At 68.1% G+C, this 20,741-nt stretch carries 22 protein-coding genes; 13 read left to right on the forward strand and 9 right to left on the reverse strand.

What is annotated here, in order from left to right; all coding sequences use genetic code 11:
* Window positions 1-34: 34 nt before the first annotated feature.
* Window positions 35-793 carry a tRNA1(Val) (adenine(37)-N6)-methyltransferase gene (locus ACZZZD_RS00965; RefSeq protein WP_463431791.1) on the reverse strand — a complete coding sequence of 253 codons (759 nt, stop codon included), beginning with the start codon at window positions 791-793 and terminating at the stop codon, window positions 35-37.
* Window positions 794-915: 122 nt separating this feature from the next.
* On the opposite strand from ACZZZD_RS00965, the gene ACZZZD_RS00970 reads away from it, so the two are divergent.
* The gene (locus ACZZZD_RS00970) at window positions 916-1,932 is read left to right on the forward strand and encodes a polyprenyl synthetase family protein (RefSeq protein ID WP_463431793.1); all 1,017 of its coding nucleotides are present in this window, start codon (window positions 916-918) and stop codon (window positions 1,930-1,932) included.
* The gene (locus ACZZZD_RS00975) at window positions 1,929-2,564 is read left to right on the forward strand and encodes a squalene/phytoene synthase family protein (protein WP_463431795.1); all 636 of its coding nucleotides are present in this window, start codon (window positions 1,929-1,931) and stop codon (window positions 2,562-2,564) included. Before ACZZZD_RS00970 ends, ACZZZD_RS00975 begins: the two co-directional genes overlap by 4 nt.
* Window position 2,565: 1 nt before the next feature.
* Here ACZZZD_RS00975 and ACZZZD_RS00980 read toward each other — a convergent pair whose 3' ends face one another.
* Window positions 2,566-3,057: a MarR family winged helix-turn-helix transcriptional regulator gene (locus ACZZZD_RS00980; RefSeq protein WP_463431797.1), complete on the reverse strand. Its 492-nt coding sequence runs from the start codon at window positions 3,055-3,057 to the stop codon at window positions 2,566-2,568.
* 65 nt (window positions 3,058-3,122) lie between these two features.
* Between ACZZZD_RS00980 and ACZZZD_RS00985 the strand changes: the two genes are divergently transcribed.
* On the forward strand, window positions 3,123-4,328 hold the full coding sequence (locus tag ACZZZD_RS00985; RefSeq protein ID WP_463431799.1) for an MFS transporter: 1,206 nt from the start codon (window positions 3,123-3,125) through the stop codon (window positions 4,326-4,328).
* Window positions 4,329-4,346: 18 nt separating this feature from the next.
* Here the strand turns inward: ACZZZD_RS00985 and trmFO are convergent, their stop codons facing one another.
* Window positions 4,347-5,738, reverse strand: coding sequence for a methylenetetrahydrofolate--tRNA-(uracil(54)-C(5))-methyltransferase (FADH(2)-oxidizing) TrmFO (trmFO, locus tag ACZZZD_RS00990; RefSeq protein ID WP_463431801.1), 1,392 nt, complete (start codon window positions 5,736-5,738; stop codon window positions 4,347-4,349).
* A 76-nt stretch (window positions 5,739-5,814) separates the two neighbouring features.
* Here trmFO and ACZZZD_RS00995 point away from each other — a divergent pair, with 76 nt between their 5' ends.
* Complete coding sequence (locus tag ACZZZD_RS00995) at window positions 5,815-6,594, forward strand: hypothetical protein (RefSeq protein ID WP_463431803.1); 780 nt, start codon at window positions 5,815-5,817, stop codon at window positions 6,592-6,594.
* A gap of 23 nt (window positions 6,595-6,617) precedes the next feature.
* On the opposite strand, the gene ACZZZD_RS01000 is transcribed toward ACZZZD_RS00995, so the two are convergent.
* On the reverse strand, window positions 6,618-7,274 hold the full coding sequence (locus ACZZZD_RS01000; protein WP_463431805.1) for a 3-oxoacid CoA-transferase subunit B: 657 nt from the start codon (window positions 7,272-7,274) through the stop codon (window positions 6,618-6,620).
* A complete protein-coding gene (locus ACZZZD_RS01005) occupies window positions 7,274-8,017 on the reverse strand; it encodes a CoA transferase subunit A (protein WP_463431807.1) in 744 nt (247 codons plus the stop codon). The genes ACZZZD_RS01000 and ACZZZD_RS01005 overlap by 1 nt, the downstream gene beginning before the upstream one ends.
* Window positions 8,018-8,353: 336 nt before the next feature.
* Between ACZZZD_RS01005 and ACZZZD_RS01010 the strand changes: the two genes are divergently transcribed.
* The 7 genes from ACZZZD_RS01010 (at window position 8,354) to ACZZZD_RS01040 (ending at window position 15,627) form a co-directional block, all read left to right on the forward strand.
* Window positions 8,354-9,379 carry an SAM-dependent methyltransferase gene (locus tag ACZZZD_RS01010; protein ID WP_463436049.1) on the forward strand — a complete coding sequence of 342 codons (1,026 nt, stop codon included), beginning with the start codon at window positions 8,354-8,356 and terminating at the stop codon, window positions 9,377-9,379.
* Window positions 9,380-9,389: 10 nt separating this feature from the next.
* Complete coding sequence (locus ACZZZD_RS01015) at window positions 9,390-9,803, forward strand: DUF2177 family protein (RefSeq protein WP_463431809.1); 414 nt, start codon at window positions 9,390-9,392, stop codon at window positions 9,801-9,803.
* Between the two features lie 111 nt (window positions 9,804-9,914).
* Entirely contained in the window at window positions 9,915-11,159 is a 1,245-nt protein-coding gene (locus tag ACZZZD_RS01020) for an oligosaccharide flippase family protein (RefSeq protein WP_463436051.1), read from the forward strand.
* The gene (glf, locus tag ACZZZD_RS01025) at window positions 11,143-12,291 is read left to right on the forward strand and encodes a UDP-galactopyranose mutase (protein WP_463431811.1); all 1,149 of its coding nucleotides are present in this window, start codon (window positions 11,143-11,145) and stop codon (window positions 12,289-12,291) included. The genes ACZZZD_RS01020 and glf overlap by 17 nt, the downstream gene beginning before the upstream one ends.
* Window positions 12,288-13,202: a glycosyltransferase family 2 protein gene (locus tag ACZZZD_RS01030; protein ID WP_463431813.1), complete on the forward strand. Its 915-nt coding sequence runs from the start codon at window positions 12,288-12,290 to the stop codon at window positions 13,200-13,202. Before glf ends, ACZZZD_RS01030 begins: the two co-directional genes overlap by 4 nt.
* The gene (locus tag ACZZZD_RS01035; RefSeq protein ID WP_463431815.1) at window positions 13,187-14,425 is read left to right on the forward strand and encodes an O-antigen ligase family protein; all 1,239 of its coding nucleotides are present in this window, start codon (window positions 13,187-13,189) and stop codon (window positions 14,423-14,425) included. The genes ACZZZD_RS01030 and ACZZZD_RS01035 overlap by 16 nt, the downstream gene beginning before the upstream one ends.
* Entirely contained in the window at window positions 14,422-15,627 is a 1,206-nt protein-coding gene (locus ACZZZD_RS01040) for a glycosyltransferase family 4 protein (protein WP_463431817.1), read from the forward strand. The genes ACZZZD_RS01035 and ACZZZD_RS01040 overlap by 4 nt, the downstream gene beginning before the upstream one ends.
* On the opposite strand, the gene ACZZZD_RS01045 is transcribed toward ACZZZD_RS01040, so the two are convergent.
* From ACZZZD_RS01045 to ACZZZD_RS01055, 3 genes are all read right to left on the reverse strand, one after another.
* Window positions 15,567-16,628, reverse strand: coding sequence for a glycosyltransferase family 4 protein (locus ACZZZD_RS01045; RefSeq protein ID WP_463431819.1), 1,062 nt, complete (start codon window positions 16,626-16,628; stop codon window positions 15,567-15,569). The genes ACZZZD_RS01040 and ACZZZD_RS01045 overlap by 61 nt on opposite strands.
* A complete protein-coding gene (locus tag ACZZZD_RS01050) occupies window positions 16,621-17,721 on the reverse strand; it encodes a glycosyltransferase family 4 protein (protein WP_463431821.1) in 1,101 nt (366 codons plus the stop codon). The genes ACZZZD_RS01045 and ACZZZD_RS01050 overlap by 8 nt, the downstream gene beginning before the upstream one ends.
* Window positions 17,722-17,793: 72 nt before the next feature.
* A complete protein-coding gene (locus tag ACZZZD_RS01055; RefSeq protein WP_463431823.1) occupies window positions 17,794-18,255 on the reverse strand; it encodes a peptidylprolyl isomerase in 462 nt (153 codons plus the stop codon).
* A 73-nt stretch (window positions 18,256-18,328) separates the two neighbouring features.
* On the opposite strand from ACZZZD_RS01055, the gene ACZZZD_RS01060 reads away from it, so the two are divergent.
* Together ACZZZD_RS01060 and ACZZZD_RS01065 are read left to right on the forward strand one after the other, a co-directional pair.
* Window positions 18,329-19,039, forward strand: coding sequence for an RlmE family RNA methyltransferase (locus tag ACZZZD_RS01060; protein WP_463431825.1), 711 nt, complete (start codon window positions 18,329-18,331; stop codon window positions 19,037-19,039).
* Window positions 19,036-20,088: a DUF2332 domain-containing protein gene (locus ACZZZD_RS01065; protein ID WP_463431827.1), complete on the forward strand. Its 1,053-nt coding sequence runs from the start codon at window positions 19,036-19,038 to the stop codon at window positions 20,086-20,088. Before ACZZZD_RS01060 ends, ACZZZD_RS01065 begins: the two co-directional genes overlap by 4 nt.
* Here ACZZZD_RS01065 and ACZZZD_RS01070 read toward each other — a convergent pair.
* Entirely contained in the window at window positions 20,085-20,630 is a 546-nt protein-coding gene (locus ACZZZD_RS01070) for a DUF2061 domain-containing protein (RefSeq protein WP_463431829.1), read from the reverse strand. The genes ACZZZD_RS01065 and ACZZZD_RS01070 overlap by 4 nt on opposite strands.
* Window positions 20,631-20,741: the final 111 nt, after the last annotated feature.

Below are 20,741 nucleotides of genomic sequence, written 5' to 3' on the forward strand. Positions count from 1 at the left end.
CGGCGGCGATTGACCACCCGAGCGCCGTGCCGGATCACCAGTCCAGCGCCGCCTCGCCGCGCAATATGGCCTCGGCCTGATCCGTATGTTTGGCGCCATCGCGGTCGTGCAGCACCAGCGGCGGCAGCAGTCGCAGCGGCGCCCGCCCGGTCTTTATGGCGTGGACCAGCACGCGCTTTGCCGGCTCTTCGGCGAAAGAGTGGACGGGCCGTATGGCGAAGGAACCGGCCTTCTCGCCCAGCAGCGCCAGCAGGTCCGCCAGCCGATCCGCCCGGTGAACCACCACGATCCGCCCGCCTTCCTTCACCGCCTTCAGCAGGAACTCGGTCCAGGCCTTCAGCCCGTCGTCGGCCATCCACGCCCCGCGTTTGCCCTCGGCCGGCGCACGCAAAGCCCCCGCATCGTCAAAGAAGGGCGGATTGGACACGGCCCAGTCTGCCGGTTCGACGCCCAGCACCCTGAACCCCGCCGCCACGTCGCCCTGCCGAATCGTGGTGGTCGCGGCCACGCCGTTCAGCGCCGCGTTCTCCACCGCCAGCGCCGCCATGGTCGGATCGCGCTCCACCCCCGTCAGGACGACGCCCGGCCGGCGTGCCGCGATCTGCATCAGGACAGCGCCCGCGCCGCATCCTGCCTCGACCATGCGCTGACCCGCCTCGGCCGGAACCGCCGCCGCCAGCAGGGCCGCATCCATGCCGGCGCGATAGCCGCGCGCGGGTTGACGCAGGCGCACCCGGCCGTTCAGCACACCGTTCTCGACGATGTCGGGCGGTGTCGTTTCGACCGCGTCCAAGCCTCAATCTCCTTGACCCTCAAGGGGGCGAACATCATTGTGCGCCGCAACTCGCGGGGGCAAGACGGCCCGTCTGCAAAATCCTTCGACGCGGTCCGCCGCGCCAGTGAAAGAGTATCCGTTTGGACGTCGCCATCGCCGCCTCTCCCCGCCCGAAGGGGGATGTCAACGCCCTTGTCCGGCTGGCCGAGGTCGATATGGCGGCCGTCGACGCCCTGATCCTGGACCGGATGCAGTCGGACGTGCCGATCATCCCCAAGCTGGCCGAGCATCTGGTTTCGGCCGGCGGAAAGCGCCTGCGTCCCCTGATGACCGTCGCCGCCGCCCGCGCCACGGGCGCGACCGGAGACATCGCCGCGCCGTTGAAGCTGGCCGCTGCGGTCGAGTTCATCCACACCGCCACCCTGCTGCACGACGACATCGTCGATGCGTCCGAGCTGCGTCGCGGCAAGGTCGCCGCCCACCTGATCTGGGGCGCGCCCACCAGCGTCCTGGTCGGCGACTTCCTGTTCGCACGCGCCTTCGAACTGATGGTCGAGACCGATTCGATGCGCGCCCTGGGCATTCTGGCCGAGGCTTCGCGCGTGATCTCCGAGGGGGAGGTGCTGCAACTCACTCGCGCCCACGACCTGAACCTGGACCAGGCCACCTATCTGCAGATCATCTCGGCTAAAACGGCCGAACTGTTCGCCGCCGCCGCCGAGGCGGGCGCGGTGGGCGCGGGAGCCGATCCGGTCGCGATCAAGGCCCTGCGCGATTATGGCATGGCGTTGGGCATCGCCTTCCAATTGGCTGACGACGCTTTGGACTATGGCGCGACGACCGAGGCCTTGGGCAAGAACGCCGGCGACGACTTCAACGAGGGCAAGGCGACCCTGCCGCTGTTGCTCGCCGTCGCGCGCACCAAGGGCCGCGAAGAAGCCTTCTGGGAACGCACCGTGACCAAGGGCGAGCGTACGCCCGAGGACTTCACCCGCGCCCGCGAACTGATCATCGGCTCGGGCGCCATCGGCGCGACGCTGGACCTGGCCGGCGACTATGCCGATCAGGCCAAGGCCGCATTGTCAGTGCTGCCGCCCAGCGACTGGCGCATCGCGCTGGAAGACCTGGCCGATTTCGCGGTGTCGCGCGCAGCTTGACCGAGGCTGCGGATACGCTCGCCCAACAGGTCCGCACCGCCGACCTCGACCGCTGGCTGTCCAGCCGCTTGGTCGCGGATGCGCGCGCGCGCGCCGACCTGATCGCGCTCTACGCCTTCGAGGCCGAGCTGATGACCATCCCCACGCGCGTGACCCAGCCGCTGCTGGCCGAGATGCGTTACACTTGGTGGGCGGAACAGATGGACGGCGTCTTCGCCGGCATCCCCCGCAAGGGCCATCCGGTGCTGGAGGCCCTGACCGACCTCGTCGTCCGCCACAGCCTGGACCGCGCCCCCTTCAACGCCCTGATAGAGGCCCATATCGGTCGTGTGCGCGAAGAACCGCACGACCTGGACGCCTTCTATGTCGGCCCGATGCAGGTCGCGGTGCGGATCCTGGCCGGCGAGGGCCATGATGCGGCCGTCGCCGACGCGGGCCGTGTCTGGGCACTGGCGCAGACCGGCAGGGTGCAAGAGGCTGCGGACCTACGCCCCACAGCCAATGCGACACTGAAGCGCCTGCCGCCCGTTGGCTTTCCCGCCGTCGCCCACGCCGCCCTGGCTGATCCGGATAAGCCCGAACCGCTGAAGCGATTGCGCCTGCTCTGGGCCGTGCTGCGCGGCCGGATCTGACCTAGCCGGTCAGGCCGCCGATCAGGCGCGCCAGCAGAGCGTTCAACGTCTTCTGTTCCTCAAGCGACAACCCCGCCAGCGCCTCTCGCGCCGTGTCCTGATGGCTGGGCATGATCGAATCGATCAGGTCGAAACCCTTGTCGGTCAGGCGGACCAGGGTGGCGCGGCGGTCGCTCGGGTGCGGGCGGCGCTCGACCAGACCCGCCTTTTCCAACCGGTCGATGCGGGCGGTCATGCCGCCGGACGACATCATCGCCGCCTCGAATAGCGCCGTCGGCGTCAGCCCGTCTCGCTCGCTTGAGCGACGCAGCGTCGCCAGCACGTCGAACTCGCCATGCTGCAGGCCATAACCCGCAAACAGCGGCGTCTGGCGTTCGCGGATCACCAGCTGCGACGCCTCATTCAGGCGGCCCAACACCTCCATCGGCAGCATGTCCAGATCGGGGCGTTGGATGGCCCATTGGGCGGCGGCGCGAGAGGCTCTGTCGGGCATGGTTACCTTGACATCAAGATACTTGAGGTGGAGAGACTAGCGCGATTTTCAGTGGGAGTCTCATCATGACCGCACGACCAGACGCCGCGCCGACGCGTGGTGCTTCGCTGCTGGTGCTGGCGGCCATCGTCGCCCTGGCGCTGAACCTGCGTCCGGCGATGGCGGCGGTCGGGCCGCTGCTGGACCTGATCGAAGGCGCGACGGGCATGGGCTCGACCGCCGCCAGCCTGCTGACCACCTTGCCCGTGCTGATGATCGGTCTCGGCGCCCTGTCGATCCGGCCGTTGCGTCGTCGGCTGGGCGAGCGGCGCGGGGTCTTGCTGGGCGCTCTGCTGATCGGCGGGGCATGCCTGGTTCGCGCGGTGCTGAGCGATACGGCGGGCCTGATCGCCAGCGCGGCGGTCGTCGGGGTGGGCGTGGCGCTGATTCAGGCCTTAGCGCCGGTCGTCATCAAGCGGGCCTTTCCGGCTCAGTTCGGCACGGTCATGGCGCTCTACACCACCGGCATCATGGGCGGTGCGGCTATTGCGGCGGCGACGGCTGCGGGCCTGGCCGATGCGGTCGGTTGGGCAGGGACGCTGGCGCTGTGGAGCGTGCCTGCCTTTGCGGCCGCGATCATCTGGCTGGCGGCTTCACGCGATCCGGCGGCCGAGGAGCCGAACCGCGCCGCCGTGGTCGAGGCGACGGACCCGGAGCTTCCCTTCTGGCGCCAGGGACGGGCCTGGCGTCTGATCCTGATCATGGGGTTGGGCACGTCGGCCTATACGCTGGTGCTGGCCTGGCTGCCGCCCTTTTACATCGATCTGGGGCAGCCGAGGGCGACGGCGGGCTATCTGCTCAGCGGGATGACCGGCGCCGAGGTCATGGCGGGGCTGTTGGTGTCGATGACCATCGGCCGCTTCCCGGATCGGCGCGGCCCGATCCTGGCGGCGCTGGTTCTGGCCCTGATTGGTCTGGCGGGACTGGTGGTCGCGCCGGTCAGTCTGGCGGTTCCGGTGGTGCTGGTCCTCGGGCTGGGGATCGGCGCCATCTTCCCCCTGAGCCTGATCCTGGCGATGGATCAGATCAACGATCCTGCCCGGTCCGGCGACCTGCTCGCCTTCGTTCAGGGCGGCGGCTACATCATCGCCAGCCTGTCGCCGCTGGGCGCCGGCCTGTTGCGCGACCACCTGGCCGACCTGACCCAGGCCTGGGTGCTGATGGGCGTCGGCGTGATCCTGCTGGGCGTGATGACGCTGGGGTTCCGGCCGGGCCTGCCCAAGCTGCGCTGAGCGACCCGGCCTTGAGGATCAGCGCGCGTCGCGCCAGGCCTTGAGGCTTTCCATCGCTCGGATGCTCATCAGGCGCTTCTTGGCGCGGCCGCGTTCCTTGAGGGGGATCTTGACGCCGGCCTCGTCGACCTTGGGCGCCTCCAGCGGGGGCAGCAGGCCGTAGTTGATGTTCATCGGCTGGAACTTCGAACCTGCTAGGTGCCCGCCGGTGATGTGCTCTACCAAGGCGCCCATGGCGGTCTCGGGCGGCGGCGGCGACAGGTCGCGACCAAGGGCCTGGGCGGCGGCGAGGCGGCCGGTCAGAAGGCCCATGGCGGCGCTTTCGACATAGCCTTCGACCCCCGTCACCTGACCGGCGAAACGCAGGCGCGGCATGGCCTTGAGGCGCAGCTGGCGGTCCAACAGGTGCGGGCTGTTCAGATAGGTGTTGCGGTGCAGGCCGCCCAGACGCGCGAACTGGGCGTTCTGCAGTCCGGGGATCATGCGGAAGGTCTCGGCCTGCGCGCCATGCTTCAGCTTGGTCTGGAAGCCGACCATGTTGAACAGGGTGCCCAAGGCGTTGTCCTGGCGCAGTTGGACGATGGCGTAGGCCTTGACCAGCGGATCGCGCGGATTGGTCAGGCCGACGGGCTTCATCGGGCCGTGGCGCAGGGTCTCGCGGCCACGCTCGGCCATGACCTCGATGGGCAGGCAGCCGTCGAAATAGGGCACATTCTCCCATTCCTTGAACTCGGCCTTGGGGCCGTCGATCAGGGCGTCGATGAAGGCGCTGTATTGCGCCTTGTCCATCGGGCAGTTGACGTAGGCGGCGGCGTCGCCGCCGGGGCCTTCCTTGTCATAGCGTGACTGACGCCAGGCGATGTCGAAGTCGATCGAGTCAGCGTGGACGATGGGGGCGATGGCGTCGAAGAAGCTGAGGCTTTCCTCGCCCGTCGCCTTCAGGATGGCCTCGGCCAGGGCGGGCGAGGTCAGGGGGCCGGTGGCGACGATGACATTGTCCCAGTCCTCGGGCGGCAGGCCGGCGACCTCCTCGCGCACGATGGTGATCAGGGGGTGGGCCGACAGCTTTGCGGTTACGGCCTGGGAGAAGGCGTCGCGGTCCACGGCCAGGGCGCCGCCGGCCGGCACCTGATTGATGTCGCCGCAGGCCATGATGATCGAATCCAGCGCGCGCATCTCGGCATGCAGCAGGCCCACGGCGTTGTGCTCCCAGTCGTCCGAGCGGAAGGAGTTTGAGCAGACCAACTCGGCCAGGCCGTCGGTATGGTGGGCGTCGGTCTTGACGCCGGGAACGCCGCGCATCTCGTGCAGGATAACGGGCACGCCGGCGTTGGCGATCTGCCAGGCGGCCTCGGAGCCGGCCAGGCCCCCGCCGATGACGTGGATGGGGGAGGGAGAGGAAGCGATCATCGCGGCCTTCTAGCGGGCGGGTGGCGCGGTGTCATGGTCCCCTGCTATATCCGCCGCCGGTAATCGGGGGCGAGATTTGAACGGGCATCGGGTTCTGCGACTGGGCGAGACGCTGTCGGCGACGGTCAATGCCCTGCCTCGCCTGTGGCGCGCGGCCTGGGGCGCAATCCTGGCGGCAGCCGTGGTCTGGGGCATCCAGCCGTCGGCTGTGGGCGCTGCGAGCCTGATCTGGGCGCCGTTCGGCTTGGTAGCGACGCTGGTGCTGGCCGGCGCGCTTGGCCGGATAGCCATCACGGAGGACTTGCCGCAGGCGCGGCGGCTGGGCCTGGGGCCAGCGGGGCTTCAGTTCGGCCGGCCCGAGTTGCGCCTGCTCGGCGCCGGCCTGCTGTGCGCGGTCTTCCTGGCCATGATCCTGTCGGTCGTCGCCCTGGTGCTGCTGGCCCTGTTCGGCATGGCCGAGCTGAACGCCCAAGCCATCGAACTGCGCCAGTGGAGCGCGGTCGGTCCGGTCTGGAAGCTGGTGCTTCTGGCGCTGGTGACGGTCTTCGCCCTGTTCGCCGTCGTCGCCTTCACGGTTCGGCTGTCCCTGTTTGCGCCGGCGACCATCGGGCGCGGCCATATGGTGTCCCTGCAAAGCATGAGCATCGCGCGCGGCGCCTTCTGGCCATTGCTGGCCGGCCTGATCGTGACGGCGGCGCCCAAGATCGGCTTGGTGTTGCTATGGGGCGCGGGGTTGCTGTCGGGGTTGGCGGGCTGGGTCGTCTTCGCCGTCGTGCTGACGGGCGTTCAGGCGCCGCTGACCCTGGCCTTCGTCGGCGCCGCCTATCGCAGGCTGGAGCCTGCGCCGCCCCGGTAGATCCCGAGGCGGCGGCAGGTGCGTCAGGCGGCCTGCAAGGCCGCCGCAACGGTATAGGCGGCCTCGGTCTTGGCGGCGACCTCATCCAGGGTGACGCCGTCGGCGAGTTCGACCAGCTCAAGGCCCGCGCCGTCCGGCTTGACGTCGAAGGTCGCCAGGTCGGTGATGATGCGGCTGACGATGCCGGTTCCCGTCAGGGGCAGGGTGCAGGCTTTCAGCACCTTGGACTGGCCGTGCTTGTTGGCGTGTTCCATGACCACGACCACGCGCTTCACGCCCGCGACCAGGTCCATTGCGCCGCCCATGCCCTTCACCAGCTTGCCGGGGATCATCCAGTTGGCGATGTCGCCGTTCTGGGCCACTTCCATCGCGCCCAGGATGGACAGGTTGATATGGCCGCCGCGGATCATGGCGAAGCTGTCGGCGCTGCTGAAGTAGGACGACTCCGGGATCTCGGTGATCGTTTGTTTCCCGGCGTTGATCAGGTCGGGGTCCTCGTCGCCCTCATAGGGAAAGGGGCCCATGCCCAGCATGCCGTTCTCGGATTGCAGGGTCACGGTCATGCCTGCGGGGATGTAGTTGGCGACCAAGGTCGGGATGCCGATGCCCAGGTTCACGTAGAAGCCGTCCTGCAGTTCCTGGGCGGCGCGTTCGGCGAGTTGTTCGCGGGTGCGGGGCATTATGCTTGCTCCTTGCGGGCTACCGCTTCGCTACTTGAGCCCGCCGTCGCGCGGGGACGCACGGTCCGCTGTTCGATGCGCTTCTCGGACACGGTCTGCACCAGGCGGTCGACGTAGATGCCCGGCGTGTGGATGTGGTCGGGATCGAGCGAGCCGACGGGGACGATCTCCTCGACCTCGACGACCGTAACCTTGCCGGCCGTGGCCATCATCGGGTTGAAGTTGCGGGCGGTCTTGCGGAAGACGAGGTTGCCGCGTTCGTCGGCCTTCCAGGCCTTGACGATGGACAGGTCGGCGATCAGGCCGGTCTCCATGACGTAGTCGCGGCCGTCGAAGTTGCGGACTTCCTTGCCCTCGGCGACCAGGGTGCCGACGCCGGTGGCGGTGAAGAAGGCGGGGATGCCCGCGCCGCCGGCGCGGATGCGCTCGGCCAAAGTGCCCTGGGGATTGAACTCCAGCTCCAGCTCGCCGGCCAGATACTGGCGCTCGAACTCCTTGTTCTCGCCGACGTAGGACGAGATCATCTTGGCGATCTGGCGGGTGCCGAGCAGCTGGCCCAGGCCGAAACCGTCGACGCCGGCGTTGTTGGAGATGACCGTCAGGCCCTTGACGCCGCTGTCGCGGAGGGCGGCGATGAGGTTCTCGGGGATGCCGCACAGGCCGAAGCCCCCGGACATGACCGTCATGCCGTCGAAGGTCAGCCCCTCCAGCGCGGACGTGACGTCAGCGTAGATCTTTCCCATCGCTCTCCCTTTTTTCATTGCCTGATGAATATCGGCGCTTTGGATCACGCCTAACGCGGGGGAAGGCGAGGGGCAAGTCGTGGCGTCGATCCGACGCGGCGATTTCAGACGGTCGACGCAAAAAACAGAGTCTAATTCGTCTGATTGGTCTGAAACGACGCCGACCCGGCTTCGAAAAAACAGGGTGCAAAGTGTGCACTTCGTCTGAAATCATGCAGGCTCGGACCTGATGTCGGCATCGTCGGCGCCGTGTTCAAGGGCGGATGCATCCGCCCGTGGCGGAACGGCGTATTCCATGAAACCTGCAAGCTCTGCCTGATCGCCAAGGACGCCCTGATGAACCTGACCAATGTCGCCATTCGCCAGCTTCAGGACGCGCCGTTTCCGGATTTCGTGACACGGCCGGCGATCGACAGCCTGGTGAGCGAGGCGCGCAAGCGGCTGGATCGCGACGGCCCGCACGACGAGGCGGCGTTCGCGCACGAGATGGCCCAGCGCGCCATCGCCGAACACACCGATGCGGCCAACGAACAGCATTACGAACTGCCGCCCGAGTTCTTCCAGCTGTGCCTGGGCAAGCGGCTGAAATACTCGTGCTGCCTTTATCCGACGGGGCGCGAGACGCTGGATCAGGCGGAGGAGGCGGCGCTGGCCGAGACCTGCGCCCATGCCGAGCTGAGCGACGGGCAGACGATCCTGGAGATGGGCTGCGGCTGGGGTTCGCTGTCGCTGTGGATGGCCGAGAAATATCCCAATTCAAAGATCACGGCGGTTTCGAACAGCCATGGCCAGCGCGGCCATATCGAGGCCCAGGCGGCGCAGCGGGGCCTGACCAACCTGACGGTCATCACGCGGGACATGAACGCGTTTCAGACCGATCAGCGGTTCGACCGTATCGTCTCGGTCGAGATGTTCGAGCATATGGCAAACTGGCGCGCCCTGCTGACCAAGGCGCGGGGCTGGCTGAAGGACGACGGGCGGATGTTCATCCACGTCTTCACGCACCGCGACGCCCCCTATCGGTTCGATCACACCGACAGCGGCGACTTCATCGCCCAGCACTTCTTCACCGGCGGCGTCATGCCCAGTCACGGCCTGATCCGGCAATTCCCCGACCTGTTCGCAGTCGAGCAGGAATGGACCTGGAACGGCGGACATTACGCCAGGACGGCGAACGACTGGCTGGCGAACATGGACCGGAACGCCGAGCGGGTCGCGGTGTTGATGCGCGAGACCTATGGCGACGACGCCAAACTGTGGACCCGGCGCTGGCGGCGGTTCTACCTGGCGACCGCCGGCCTGTTCGGCAACGACGAGGGCCGCACCTGGGCGGTCAGCCACTATCGCCTGAAACCCGTCTGAGGATACGAGCATGATCAAATATGTCGCGGCATACCTTGGGGCGGGCCTGACATTCGCAGCCATCGATTTCGTCTGGCTGACGACCATGACCGACCGGCTGTACAAGCCGGTGCTCGGGCCGATCATGCTGGACAAGCCGGACATGAAGGCGGCGGTGGCCTTCTATCTGATCTCCATCGCGGGAACGGTCTTCCTGGCCATCGTCCCGGCCCTGAAGGAGGGGAACTGGACGCGGGCGGCGATCAACGGGGCGGTCCTGGGCTTCGTCGCCTACGCCACCTACGACCTGACCAATCAGGCGACGCTGGCGGTCTGGCAGACCAAGCTGACGGTGATCGATCTGATCTGGGGCACGGTGTTGACCATGGCGGCGGCGACGGGCGGCTATTTCGCCGCGCGCTGGGCCGAGGGCCGTTTCGGCTGACCAAGGCGAGCTGACGACGGGCTTGCGAACATGGTTGTGCGTGTCTAAATCTCACCCCTGAGTTGATCGCGGGGGCGGCAATTGGGAGAAGACGGTCACCGATTGCTGTCTGTGCGCGGCTTGGCCGACGCCGGCTGGCTGTATGGGGCCCATGTCGCCCGGTATGTCTCGCCCCTGTTGCTCTATCCGGTCCTGACCCGACGCCTGGGGTTGGACGGGTTCGGGGTCTATGCGGCGGGGATCGCGCTGGCGCTGATCGTGGCGGTGGTCGTCGATTATGGGCTTTCGCTGTCCGGGCCGCGCGACATCGCCGGGACGGTCGAGGGGCGGGCCGCCATCGTGGGGCAGGCGCTGGCGATGCGTGGCGTGTTGGTGGCGCCGGCCGTCGTCGTCGGCGTCGGTCTGGCGGTGATCAATCCTGTGCTGGACGGCGCGGGGGTCGTTGTGGCGATGGCGCTTCTGCTGGGCGTGGGGCAGGGCGCCAGTCTGTTGTGGTTCTTTCAGGGGATCCGCGATCCGGCGCCGGCGGCGATGCTGGAGGTCGGATTTGCGTTGGCGGCGACGGTCGCAGTCCTGGCGTGGCCCAGCCTGACGGTCGGCGGGGTGATGGCGGTTCAGGCGTCGGGCGTTTGGGCCGGGTTGATCGCGAGCGGAGTGCTGCTGTTGCGGCGTCAGGCGGTGACGGCGCCCGGACGAGGATTCGTGCGGCGGGCGCTGGTCGAGGGGGCGCCTCTGTTCGCCAGCCGGGCGGCAGTCGTGGCCTATACGGGAGCGGGGGTTCTGATGGTCGCGGCCCTGGCCGGGCCTGTGCAGGCGGCGCTGTATGGCGTGGCGGACCGGCTGGTCTCGGCGTCGGGGTCGTTGATGCGGCCGCTGGCCGGACTGATCGCGCCCCGGATCGCGGGGCTGCTGGTCGAGGATGCGGAGGCGGCCTTTCACACCGCGCGCTGGGTGTTGGCGCTTTCCGTGGCGGTCTTCCTCGTGCTGGCGGCGGGTCTGACGCTGGGGGCGCCGATCATTGTCCGGCTGTTGTTTGGGGAGGGGTTCGCGCCGGCGGTGGAGGTGTTGAGGCCGCTGGCCTGGGTTCTGCCGCTAGTGGCGATCAGCCAGGTGCTGGGGCTGCACCTGATGACGCCGCTTCGCATGGATCGGCGGTTCGCCCTGATCGTGGGGGTGGGGTGCGTCGCGACGCTGGGACCGGCGGTTCTGCTGGCGCCGACGTTCGGGGCCGCCGGCATGGCGTGGGCGCGGATCGTCGGTGAGACGGCGGTGGTCCTCGCCTGTCTGGTCTGCCTGAAGGCGCACTGGGCGTCGCTGTTCCAGGGCGGCGGGAGGCGTGATGTCCAGGCGGTATGACTGGCTGATCGTCGGGGCGGGCTTCACCGGCGCGGTGGTCGCCGAGCGGCTGGCGCGCGGGCTGGATCAGACCGTGCTAGTGATCGACCGGCGCGATCATGTCGGCGGCAATGCGTACGACCGGCGCGACGAGGGCGGGCGGTTGATACACCCCTATGGCCCCCACGTGTTTCACACCAACAGTGGGCGCATCTTCGATTATCTGAGCCAATTCACGGCGTGGAGGCCCTATTTCCATCGGGTCCGGGGGCATGTGGACGGGCGGCTGGTTCCCGTGCCGTTCAATCTGGATTCGATGCGGCTGCTGTTTCCCGAGCGGATGGCGGAACGGCTGTCGGACACCTTGGTCCAGAGGTTCGGGTTCGGCGCGCGCCCCAGCATTCATGACCTGAGGCAGGCGGCGGATGACGCGGACCTGAAGGTCCTGTCGGACTATGTGTTCGACAAGCTGTTCGCGAACTACACCGCCAAACAGTGGGGCATGGCCGCCGATGCGCTGGACGCGTCGGTCCTGGCGCGCGTGCCGGTCGCGATCAGCCGTGACGACCGCTATTTCACCGACCGATACCAGGCCATGCCGCGCGACGGCTATGGGGCCTTGTTCGACCGGTTGCTCGACCACCCCAACATCCATGTGTCGCTGAACACCGGCATGGATCAGATCGAGGCGCAGACGTGGGACCGCATGGTCTATTGCGGGCCGTTAGACGACTATTTCGGGCGGTCGGCGGGTGCCTTGCCCTATCGCAGCGTGCGGTTCGACCATCAGGTGGTGGATGTCGAGGACGGCCTGCCCGTCGGGACCGTCAACTATCCCAATGAGTTCGACTTCACCCGCATCACCGACTTTCGCCATCTGACCGGCGAGCGGGGCGCGACGACGGCGACCGTGACCGAATATCCGGTCGCGCATGAGGTCGGGGTGAACGCGCCCTATTATCCGGTCCTGTCCGAGGCTTCTCGCGGTTTGGCGGCCCAGTATCGGGCGATGGCGGCGACGTTGGCGGGCAAGGTCTGGTTCGCCGGGCGGTTGGCGGATTTTCAGTATTACAACATGGATCAGGCGGTGGGGCGGGCGCTGAGTTTGGTCGAGAAATCGCTGGCGCGGGCCGTGGCCAGGATGGCGGCGTGAAACGCTCGGTCTGGGCCGTCGTGGTGACGTGGAACCGGCGCGCGCTGCTGGAGCGCTGTCTGGCGCATCTGATCGCCCAGACGCGGCACTGCGATGGGGTGGTGGTGGTCGACAACGCCAGCGACGACGGCACGGCCGATATGCTGGCTGACGCCTGGGCGGGCAAGGCGATGGTGGTGCGGATGCCGGTCAATACCGGCGGGGCGGGCGGGTTCAACGCGGGGATTCGTGCGGCGGTCGAGGCCGGAGCTGATCGGCTGTGGCTGATGGACGACGATGTGCTTGCCGCGCCCGATGCGCTGGAGGCGCTGTTGCAGGCGGAGGCGGCTTTGGCGGCCGATGGCGTAGCGCCTGCCTTTCTGTGCTCCAGTGTGCGCTCGCCACAAGGGCATCTGACCAATACGCCGGAGATCGACCGGCGCGAGAACGCGCTGGGCTATCCGGCCTGGGGAGAGCGGCTGGAGCAGGGATTGGTCCCGGTGCGGCAGGCGACGTTCGTCTCGGTGCTGGTCAGCCGGGCGGCGGTGATGCGGCACGGCCTGCCGCTGGCGCCCATGTTCATCTGGGGCGACGATACGGAATATACGCTGCGCCTGTCGCGCGACGGGGCGGGGTATCTGGTCGCCGCCAGCCGGGTGGTCCATGTGCGCGCGGCCCCGGGACGGCTGAGCATAGAGACCGAGGTCGATCCGGGGCGGGAGCGGCTGCACCGTTATCTGACGCGCAACGTCATCCTGGCCAAGCGACGGCATGAGGGGCGGGCGTCGGCTTTGCGCTATGTCGCGTCGCGTTTGCGGATCGCCGGCCGGCTGGCATTGCGGGGGCGATGGCGAAAGGCTGGGGTTCTGGTCGCGGGCGTCGCCGATGGCGCGCAGTTCGATCCGAAGGTCGAGCATTGCACGCCGTCCTAGGGCCGAGGCGGCGAGCCGGCCTGAGGCGGTCCCAGGTTGGCGCGGTCTACCAGCGGGTGGTGCTGGTCCTGCTGGGGCTGGGTGTGACGGCGCCGATCTTTCTGACGCCGGGTCATGTCGGCGGGCCGCGTTTGGGGGATTTGGCGCTGCTGTTCGCCCTGCCGCTGATCGGCGTGGAATGGCGACGGATGAGGCGGGTGCTGAAGGCGGCAGGAGTGGTCGCGGTCTTCTTTCTGATGGTCACGCTGTTGCTTCAGGCGTCGCGGGTCGGCGAGCGGTTGAATGCGTCGGACGCGGCCTTCTGGTTTCGCTGGATCGCATCGGCGGGGGTCGCGCCGGCGGTGGCGAGCCTGATCCTGAGGGATGCGGCGCGGCGGCGGTTGTTGTTTGCGGCGATCCTGATCGGGGCGGTGGGCCATCTGGCGACCTATGGGCTGACGCTGCTGTTTGGGTTGGAGGCGCTGCAGGGCGTCGGGCTGGCGTCTCCGCGGGCGGTCGTCACCACGGCGTCCGCTCAGGTTCGGATCACGACCCTGACTGAACATCCGAACGCGGCGATGGCCATGATCGGCCTTGCCGTTCCGGCCGGGGTGATCCTGGCGGGGCGGCGTTGGATGGCAGGAACGACGACGTGGGGCGGGGGCGCCCTGGCGATCATGGGCTTCGTCAGCACCTTGTCACGGGGCGGGATTGCGGCCGGCGTTCTCGCGGTTCTGGCTCGCATTGTTGTGGGATGGCGGCGGCGCGAGCGGGTCAGGCCGCTGGGGATGGTGTTGGCGATCTGCGTGCTGGCGGCCGGATTGTTGGCGCTACAGACCGGGCGTTTCGATATCGATGGCGGCCGGTTTGCGGGTCGGTTCGACCGAGCGACTCTTGAGGAAAATCTTGCGGGGCGGATGGCCACGTGGGGACGAACCGTCGATCTGGTGTTTCAACGGCCGCTGGGCGCGGGCTGGGTGTCGGCGGAGGAGATGGGGACATTTCGGGCGCTGTCGGTCAGCCACAACGGTTATCTGTTCATGGCGCGGACCGTGGGTGTGATCGCGGCCCTGATCATGCTGGGGCTGCATCTGTGGTCGGCGGCGCGGTTGGACGCGTTGACGCCGCTGTCCGTCTATCTGCTGATGACCTTGTTCAGCGAGGACCTGACGCAGGGGGCGGGGTTCGTCTTCCTGTCGTGTCTGGTCGCGGCGCTGGCGTTGCGAAGGCCGGTGGCGCCGTGAGGGTGCTGATCGTCAACGCCCTGTATCCGCCGGCCCAGGTCGGGGGCGCGGAACGCAGCGTGGCGCAGTTGGCGCAGGGGCTGGTGCGTGCGGGGACGGAGGTGTCGGTGCTGACGCTTCAGCCCGGACGCGAGACGGTCGAGGCGGCGGTCGAGGGCGTTTCGGTGCATCGCCTGCCGCTGAACAATCTCTATTGGCCCTATGACGGCGAGCGTCGGTCGGCGGTCCGGCGCGCCGGGTGGCATGGGGTGGAGGCCGCCAATCCGTGGATGGATGGGGCGGTCGATCGGGTGGTGGAGTGTGTTCGGCCCGACCTGATCCATCTGCATCTGACGACGGGATTTTCGCTGTCGGTCTATCGGGCGGCGGCGCGGCGGGACCTGCCGCTGGTGCAGACGCTGCGGGACTGGTCGATGATGTGCGCGCGGGCGTCGATGTTCCGGCGCGGGCGGCGCTGCGAGCGGCGTTGCGGATCGTGCGTGGTGCTGACGGCGGCGAAGCGCGCGCAGGCGGTGGATCATGTGATCGCACTGAGCCGGCCGGTGTTGGAGGCGCATAGGGCCGCCGGGTATTTTCGGGGTGCGGCGGCGTCCGTGGTCGGCAATGCGGCGGCGGAGGCGATGGTTTCGGGTCGGCCGTCGCTGGCGGACGATCCGGTCGTGACCTTCGGCTTCATGGGGCGGGTCGAGCCGGAGAAGGGGATCGAAGTCCTGTTGCGCGCGGCGACGATATTGGAGGGCGACTGGCGGCTGCGGATCGCAGGGCGGGGCGAGGCCGCCTATGTGCAGCGGCTGAGGCGGGTCTATGCCGATCCGCGCATCGTCTGGCTGGGGCAGGTGGAGGCGGCTGACTTCTGGCCCACTGTGGATGTTCTGATCGCACCGTCCGTCTGGGCCGAGCCGTTCGGGCGGGTCGTGGTCGAGGCGGTGCAGCAGAGGCGGGGCGTGATTGCGTCACGCATCGGTGGACTGCCGGATGCGGTGAGCGGCGCCGGTGCGGCGACCCTGGTGGAGCCGGGTGACGAAGGCGCGCTGGCGCGGGCCATGGGCGAGGTGCTGGCGAGGCCGGAGCGTTGGCGGTTCGCCGGGGGCGGCGCGCCGATGTGGACCGAAGCCTCCATCATCGACGCCCACAGGGCGATCTATCGGCAGGTGCTGGTCAGAAGATCGTCCAGGATTTCGGCAGAGCGGGACCAGGAATAGAGCGCGGTGCGGTGCAGACCGGCGTCGCGGCGGGCGGGGTCTGTTTCGGTCAGCAGGCGGGTCATGTGGTCGGCCAGGGTCGCGTCGTCGTGGGGATAGAAATAGAGGGCGGCGTCGGCGCAGACCTCTCGCGTCGCGGCGATGTCCGAGGCGATGACCGGGCAGCCGTGTACGAAGGCTTCCAGCGGAGGAATGCCGAAACCTTCATAGAGGCTTGGGAATATGAGGCCGTGCGCGCCGTCGAGCAGGGCTGCGACTTCGGCGTCGGAAAGCCGGCCGGCGAAGATCAGGCGCGGGTCGGTCTGGATGGCGGGTTGATCGAAGATCGCGGACGGGCGCGCGCCGATCAGAACCAGGCGAATGGTCGGGTCGTCCAGGCGGGCGAGAGCGCGGATTGCGACGGCCAGATTCTTGTTCGGCGTCAGATTGCCGAGAGCCACGAAATAGGGACGGCCCGTCAGGTCTAGGCTGTCGATGACGGCGGGGTCTGGCGTGATGTTGCGAAGATGGTCGGCGCTGTTCGGGGCCACGGTGATGTCGGAGGGCGACAGATTGAGCACGGCCGCTAATTCTTGCCGAGAAAACTCGGACACGGTCGCCAGTCGCGCGCGGCGTGCCAGCAGTCGGCCGAGGGTCCGGTGGAAGGCGGCGTAGCCTCGACGGAAATGGTCGGGATGGCGAAAGACGGCGGCGTCATGGACCACGACGACCTGTCGGGGATGCAGAACGGGGCCTGAGCCGCCCAGCGACAAGAGGCGGCCGTGGCGCGACGCCCAGGCCAGGGCGGTCTGCTCCCAAAGGTGGCCGCGTCCGCCCGGCACGGTCTGGACGGGGATCTTTGTAAGCTTGAGATCGTCGGCGCCGACGGGCGTCAGCAGGACGTAGCGGTCGGCGGCGCCGGGCCGGTGGTCCAGGGCGCGGACGATCTCTCGGGCATAGCGTTGCACCCCGCTCATAGGCTGGGTCAGGAAGCGGCCGTTGATGAAGAGGGGCTCAGCCACCCAGGCGCCTCAGGGCGAAGGCGTCGCGGTAGATCTGGACCGTTTGGTCGGCCATCCGCGACGCGCACAGGGCGGTCCTCGCGACGGGGAGGGGAACAACTCGGCTTTGGAGCGCGGCGAGCATCGCCTGGGCCAGATCGTCCGGCGCGGCGTCCTGGGGCAGGCGGTTGATGCGGGCGCCGGCCTGGATCAGGTGAGCGACGCCGCCGACGTCGGTGGTCACGATCGGCAGGCCCAAGGCGGCGGCCTCGATCATGGCGTAGGAACCGGCCTCGTATCGGCTCGTCATGGCGAACAGGTCGAAGCCCGCCATCAGGGAGCGAGCGTCGCGGCCGCCCATCAGCCGCACGGCCTTGCCGTCCGCAGCCTGGACCGCCGGGGCCAGGTCGCCGTCGCCGATCAGGACGCCGATGACGCGCGGGTCTGCGGCGTTCGCCAGACGCACGGCTTGGGCGAAGCGGACGGGGTCCTTCTGCGCGCAAAGGCGGCCGACGAAACCGACCGCGAGGGCGTCGTCGGGGAGGTCCAGTGCCCGTCGGGCCGCCTGACGATCCGTGGACGGCAGGGCGGCCAAGGCGTTGGGGACGACGTGGAGGCGACGTGGAGGCAGGCCCCAGCGGCGTGCGACGGCGGCTTCCTCTTCGGACACCGCGATGATGGCGTCACCGCCTACTTGGGCCAGCAGGAACTCCGCTATGCCGGCGACGGTCTTCGACGGGCCGGGCGGACCCATCATCGGCAAGGCGTGGGGGGTGTAGATGCGGGCGGCGCCGGGGGCGCGGGCCAGACGAATTAGGGCGCCGGCCTTGGCGCTGTGGCCGTGCACGATCTCGAACGGACCCAGGCGGGCGATAAGGCGATTAAGGGCGCGGAGTGAGGCGATGTCCCAAGGACCGACGCCGCGCCGCATGGGCAGGCGTTCGAGCGCGTTGAGAGTGAGGGCGGCGACCTCGGTCTGAAACCAGCCGTCGGCGCGTTGCGGCGAATAGATCAGCGAAACCTGATGGCCGCTCTGGATTAGGGCGCGGGCCAGATCGACCACGTGACGTCCCGAGCCGCCGCCGGACGGCTCGATGACCAGAAGAATACGCACGGTGATCGTCCCCCGACGATGGATCAGTCTCGCAACTGAAAGCCATCGTCGAGAAACGTCAAGATTGTAGCCTTAGTTGACCGTCGCCTTGACGATCTTGCCGGGGGCGCGCGGCGGCTCGCCCTTGGGCAGGGCGTCGACGTGTTCCATGCCGGATTCGACTTCGCCCCAGACGGTGTACTGGCGGTCCAGGAAGGTTGCGTCGTCCAGGCAGATGAAGAACTGCGAGTTGGCGCTGTTGGGATCGGACGTCCGGGCCATCGAGCAGACGCCGCGCTTGTGCGGCTCGGCCGAGAACTCTGCCTTCAGGTTCGGCTTCTTGGAACCCGAGGTGCCGGTGCCGGTCGGATCGCCGCCCTGGGCCATGAAACCCGGGATCACGCGGTGGAAGACGACGCCGTCATAAAAGCCTTCCGAGGCCAGTTCGGTAATGCGTTCGACGTGGCCGGGGGCCAGGTCCGAGCGCAGTTTGATGACCACCTCGCGGGCTTCGCCGTCGCCGGTGTCCAGGGTGAAGGTCAGGGTTTCGGCCATTTCGGTCGTCCTCTTGGGGGTTGATTTGAGGCGGGACATAGCCCGCAACGCCGGTCGGGGCTATGTGGGAACGATGAGTGAAGACGAAAAGCCCCAAGAGCGCCGCCGAATGGTCAAACCGCCCACCGGCGGAACCGCCGCCGGACGCGGCATGGGCACGAAAATGAAGACGGCCGACACCAAGTCGATGTCGAGCCAGCAGTGGATCAAACGGCAACTTGCCGACAAATGGTCGGAGAAGGCGCGGGCCGAGGGCTGGCGCTCGCGCGCGGCCTTCAAGCTGATCGAGATCGACGACAAATTTCACCTGATCAAGCGCGGCTGCAAGGTCATCGACCTGGGCGCGGCGCCGGGCGGCTGGATCCAGGTGGCGGTCAATCGCGGCGCGGGCGCGGTGGCGGGCGTGGACCTGCTGATGATCGAGCCGATTCCCGGTTCGACCCTGTTGCAGGCCGACTTCACCCATCCGGGCGTGGACCAGCAACTGATCGACGCCATCGGCGGGGCGCCGGACCTGGTGCTGTCGGATATGGCGCACAATACGGTCGGCCACCGTCAGACGGACCACCTGAAGATCATCGCCCTTATCGAGATCGCCGCCGACTTCGCCATTCGGACGCTGAGGCCAGGCGGAAACTTCGTCTCCAAGAACTTCCAGGGCGGCGACGCCGGCGGGGTTCTGGCGCGGCTGCGTGAGGAGTTCGAGACGGTGAAATACGTCAAGCCGGAATCAAGCCGAAAGAACAGCGCCGAGGTCTTCCTGGTGGCGCTGAACAAGCGATGAGCCAAGCGCTGGTCCGGCAGGCGTTTCTGGATCAGGCGGTAATCTGCACCGCGGCGGGGGCGCCCTTCACCGGGCGGGTTTGTCGGCTGGTCGGGGAGCGGTTGACGGCCGATGGCGAGATCGGGCGGCGGGTGCTGAGGTGGGCCGGCGTGCCGTCGCACCAGGGCGACGCCTTGCCGCTGAGGCTGATGGGCGGGCTGCACGCCCTGGCGCGTTCGGGACGGGATAAGGCGCTGTCGGCTCTCTATCCGCCGGCGGCCGCTGATGATGACGAGGGGCTTTGGGCGGTCGTAGAGCGGGTTCTGGTCGAACAGGCCGAGTTCCTGTCGCCCTGGCTGGACGGGCCGCCGCAGACCAACGAGGTCGGGCGGTCGGCGGCCTTGATGGCGGGTCTGCTGGTGCTGGCCGAACGATTCGGCCTGCCCTTCGCCCTGTATGAGCTGGGCGCCAGCGCCGGGCTGAACACCGTGCTGGATCGCTATGGCTATCGGCTGGGTGAGACCGAAGCGGGTGCGTCGGGATCGCCGGTGCGGTTGGAGCCTGTGTGGACGGGCGCCTCGCCTCCGTCGGTGCAGGTGATCGTGGCGCGCCGGGCTGGCGTCGATCAGAACCCGCTGGATGTGCGCGATCCGGCGACGCGCGAACGGTTGAGCGCCTATGTCTGGGCGGATCAGCGGGCGCGTCTGGCGCGGCTGGAGGCGGCGCTGGATCTGGCTGGGGGCGATCCGGCCGTGATCGACAAGGCGGATGCGGCGGACTGGCTGGAGGCGAAGCTGGGGCCGCCGCCAGAGCCGGGCGTCTGTCGCGTCGTCATGCACACCGTCGCCTATCAGTATTTCCCGCCCGACAGCCAGGCGCGTATCCGGGCGCATATCGAAGCGGTCGGGGCGAAGGCGACCGAGGCCGCGCCCCTGGCCTGGCTACGTTTCGAAGCGGCTTCGGGCAGCGTGGATCGAAGACCGGCGCTGGACCTGACGATCTGGCCCGGCAGCGAGACGCGCCGCCTGACGATCTGCCAGCCGCATGGCGCCGAGATCGACTGGCTTTAGGCTGTGACGGCGGCGGCGCGTGCCCGGCGGTCTTCGATCCTGGCCCAGATGCGGTCGTGCAGGGTGAAGAAGACCGTCTGAACCAAAGGCTCGATCATGCCGATGGCGAGGGCCGTGCGGATGTCGTTGGTCAGGGCATAGGCGACCGCGACGGCCACGGCGAAATGCATGACGCCGTAGGTCATCGTCTTCAACGCGATCTGTTTGAAGGATCGGGGCAGGGCGTGGCTGTGGCCGTGATGGGCGTCGTGCGAACGGCGCTGTTCCTGCGGTGACATGATATCGAGGCGGGCGGTGAAGGCCTCGGTCGCTTCTTCGATGTTGGAGGCCGTGCGGCGCCGCTCGACCTTGTGCCAGACGCGGTCGTGGACAGAATAGGCGATGGTCTGGAAGATCGGCTCGACCATGCCGACGGCCAGGGCGATGCGCCAATCGCGCGTGATGGCGAAGGCCACCAGGATCGCCACGATCAGGTGCATGACGCCATAGCTGGCGATCTTCAGAGCCAGTTTGCGCGCGGTGCTGAGGATGACGCCGACCATGTGAAAAGAATGGTGGTCGGCCCGGCGGGTTGCAAAGCAATAAAATCTATTGTGCCCATAAGCCGCAAGACCCTTGCCGTTGACCCCTCCTGACCGTTATACGCGGCCCGC

The sequence above is a fragment of the Brevundimonas sp. AC546 genome (assembly GCF_979258305.1).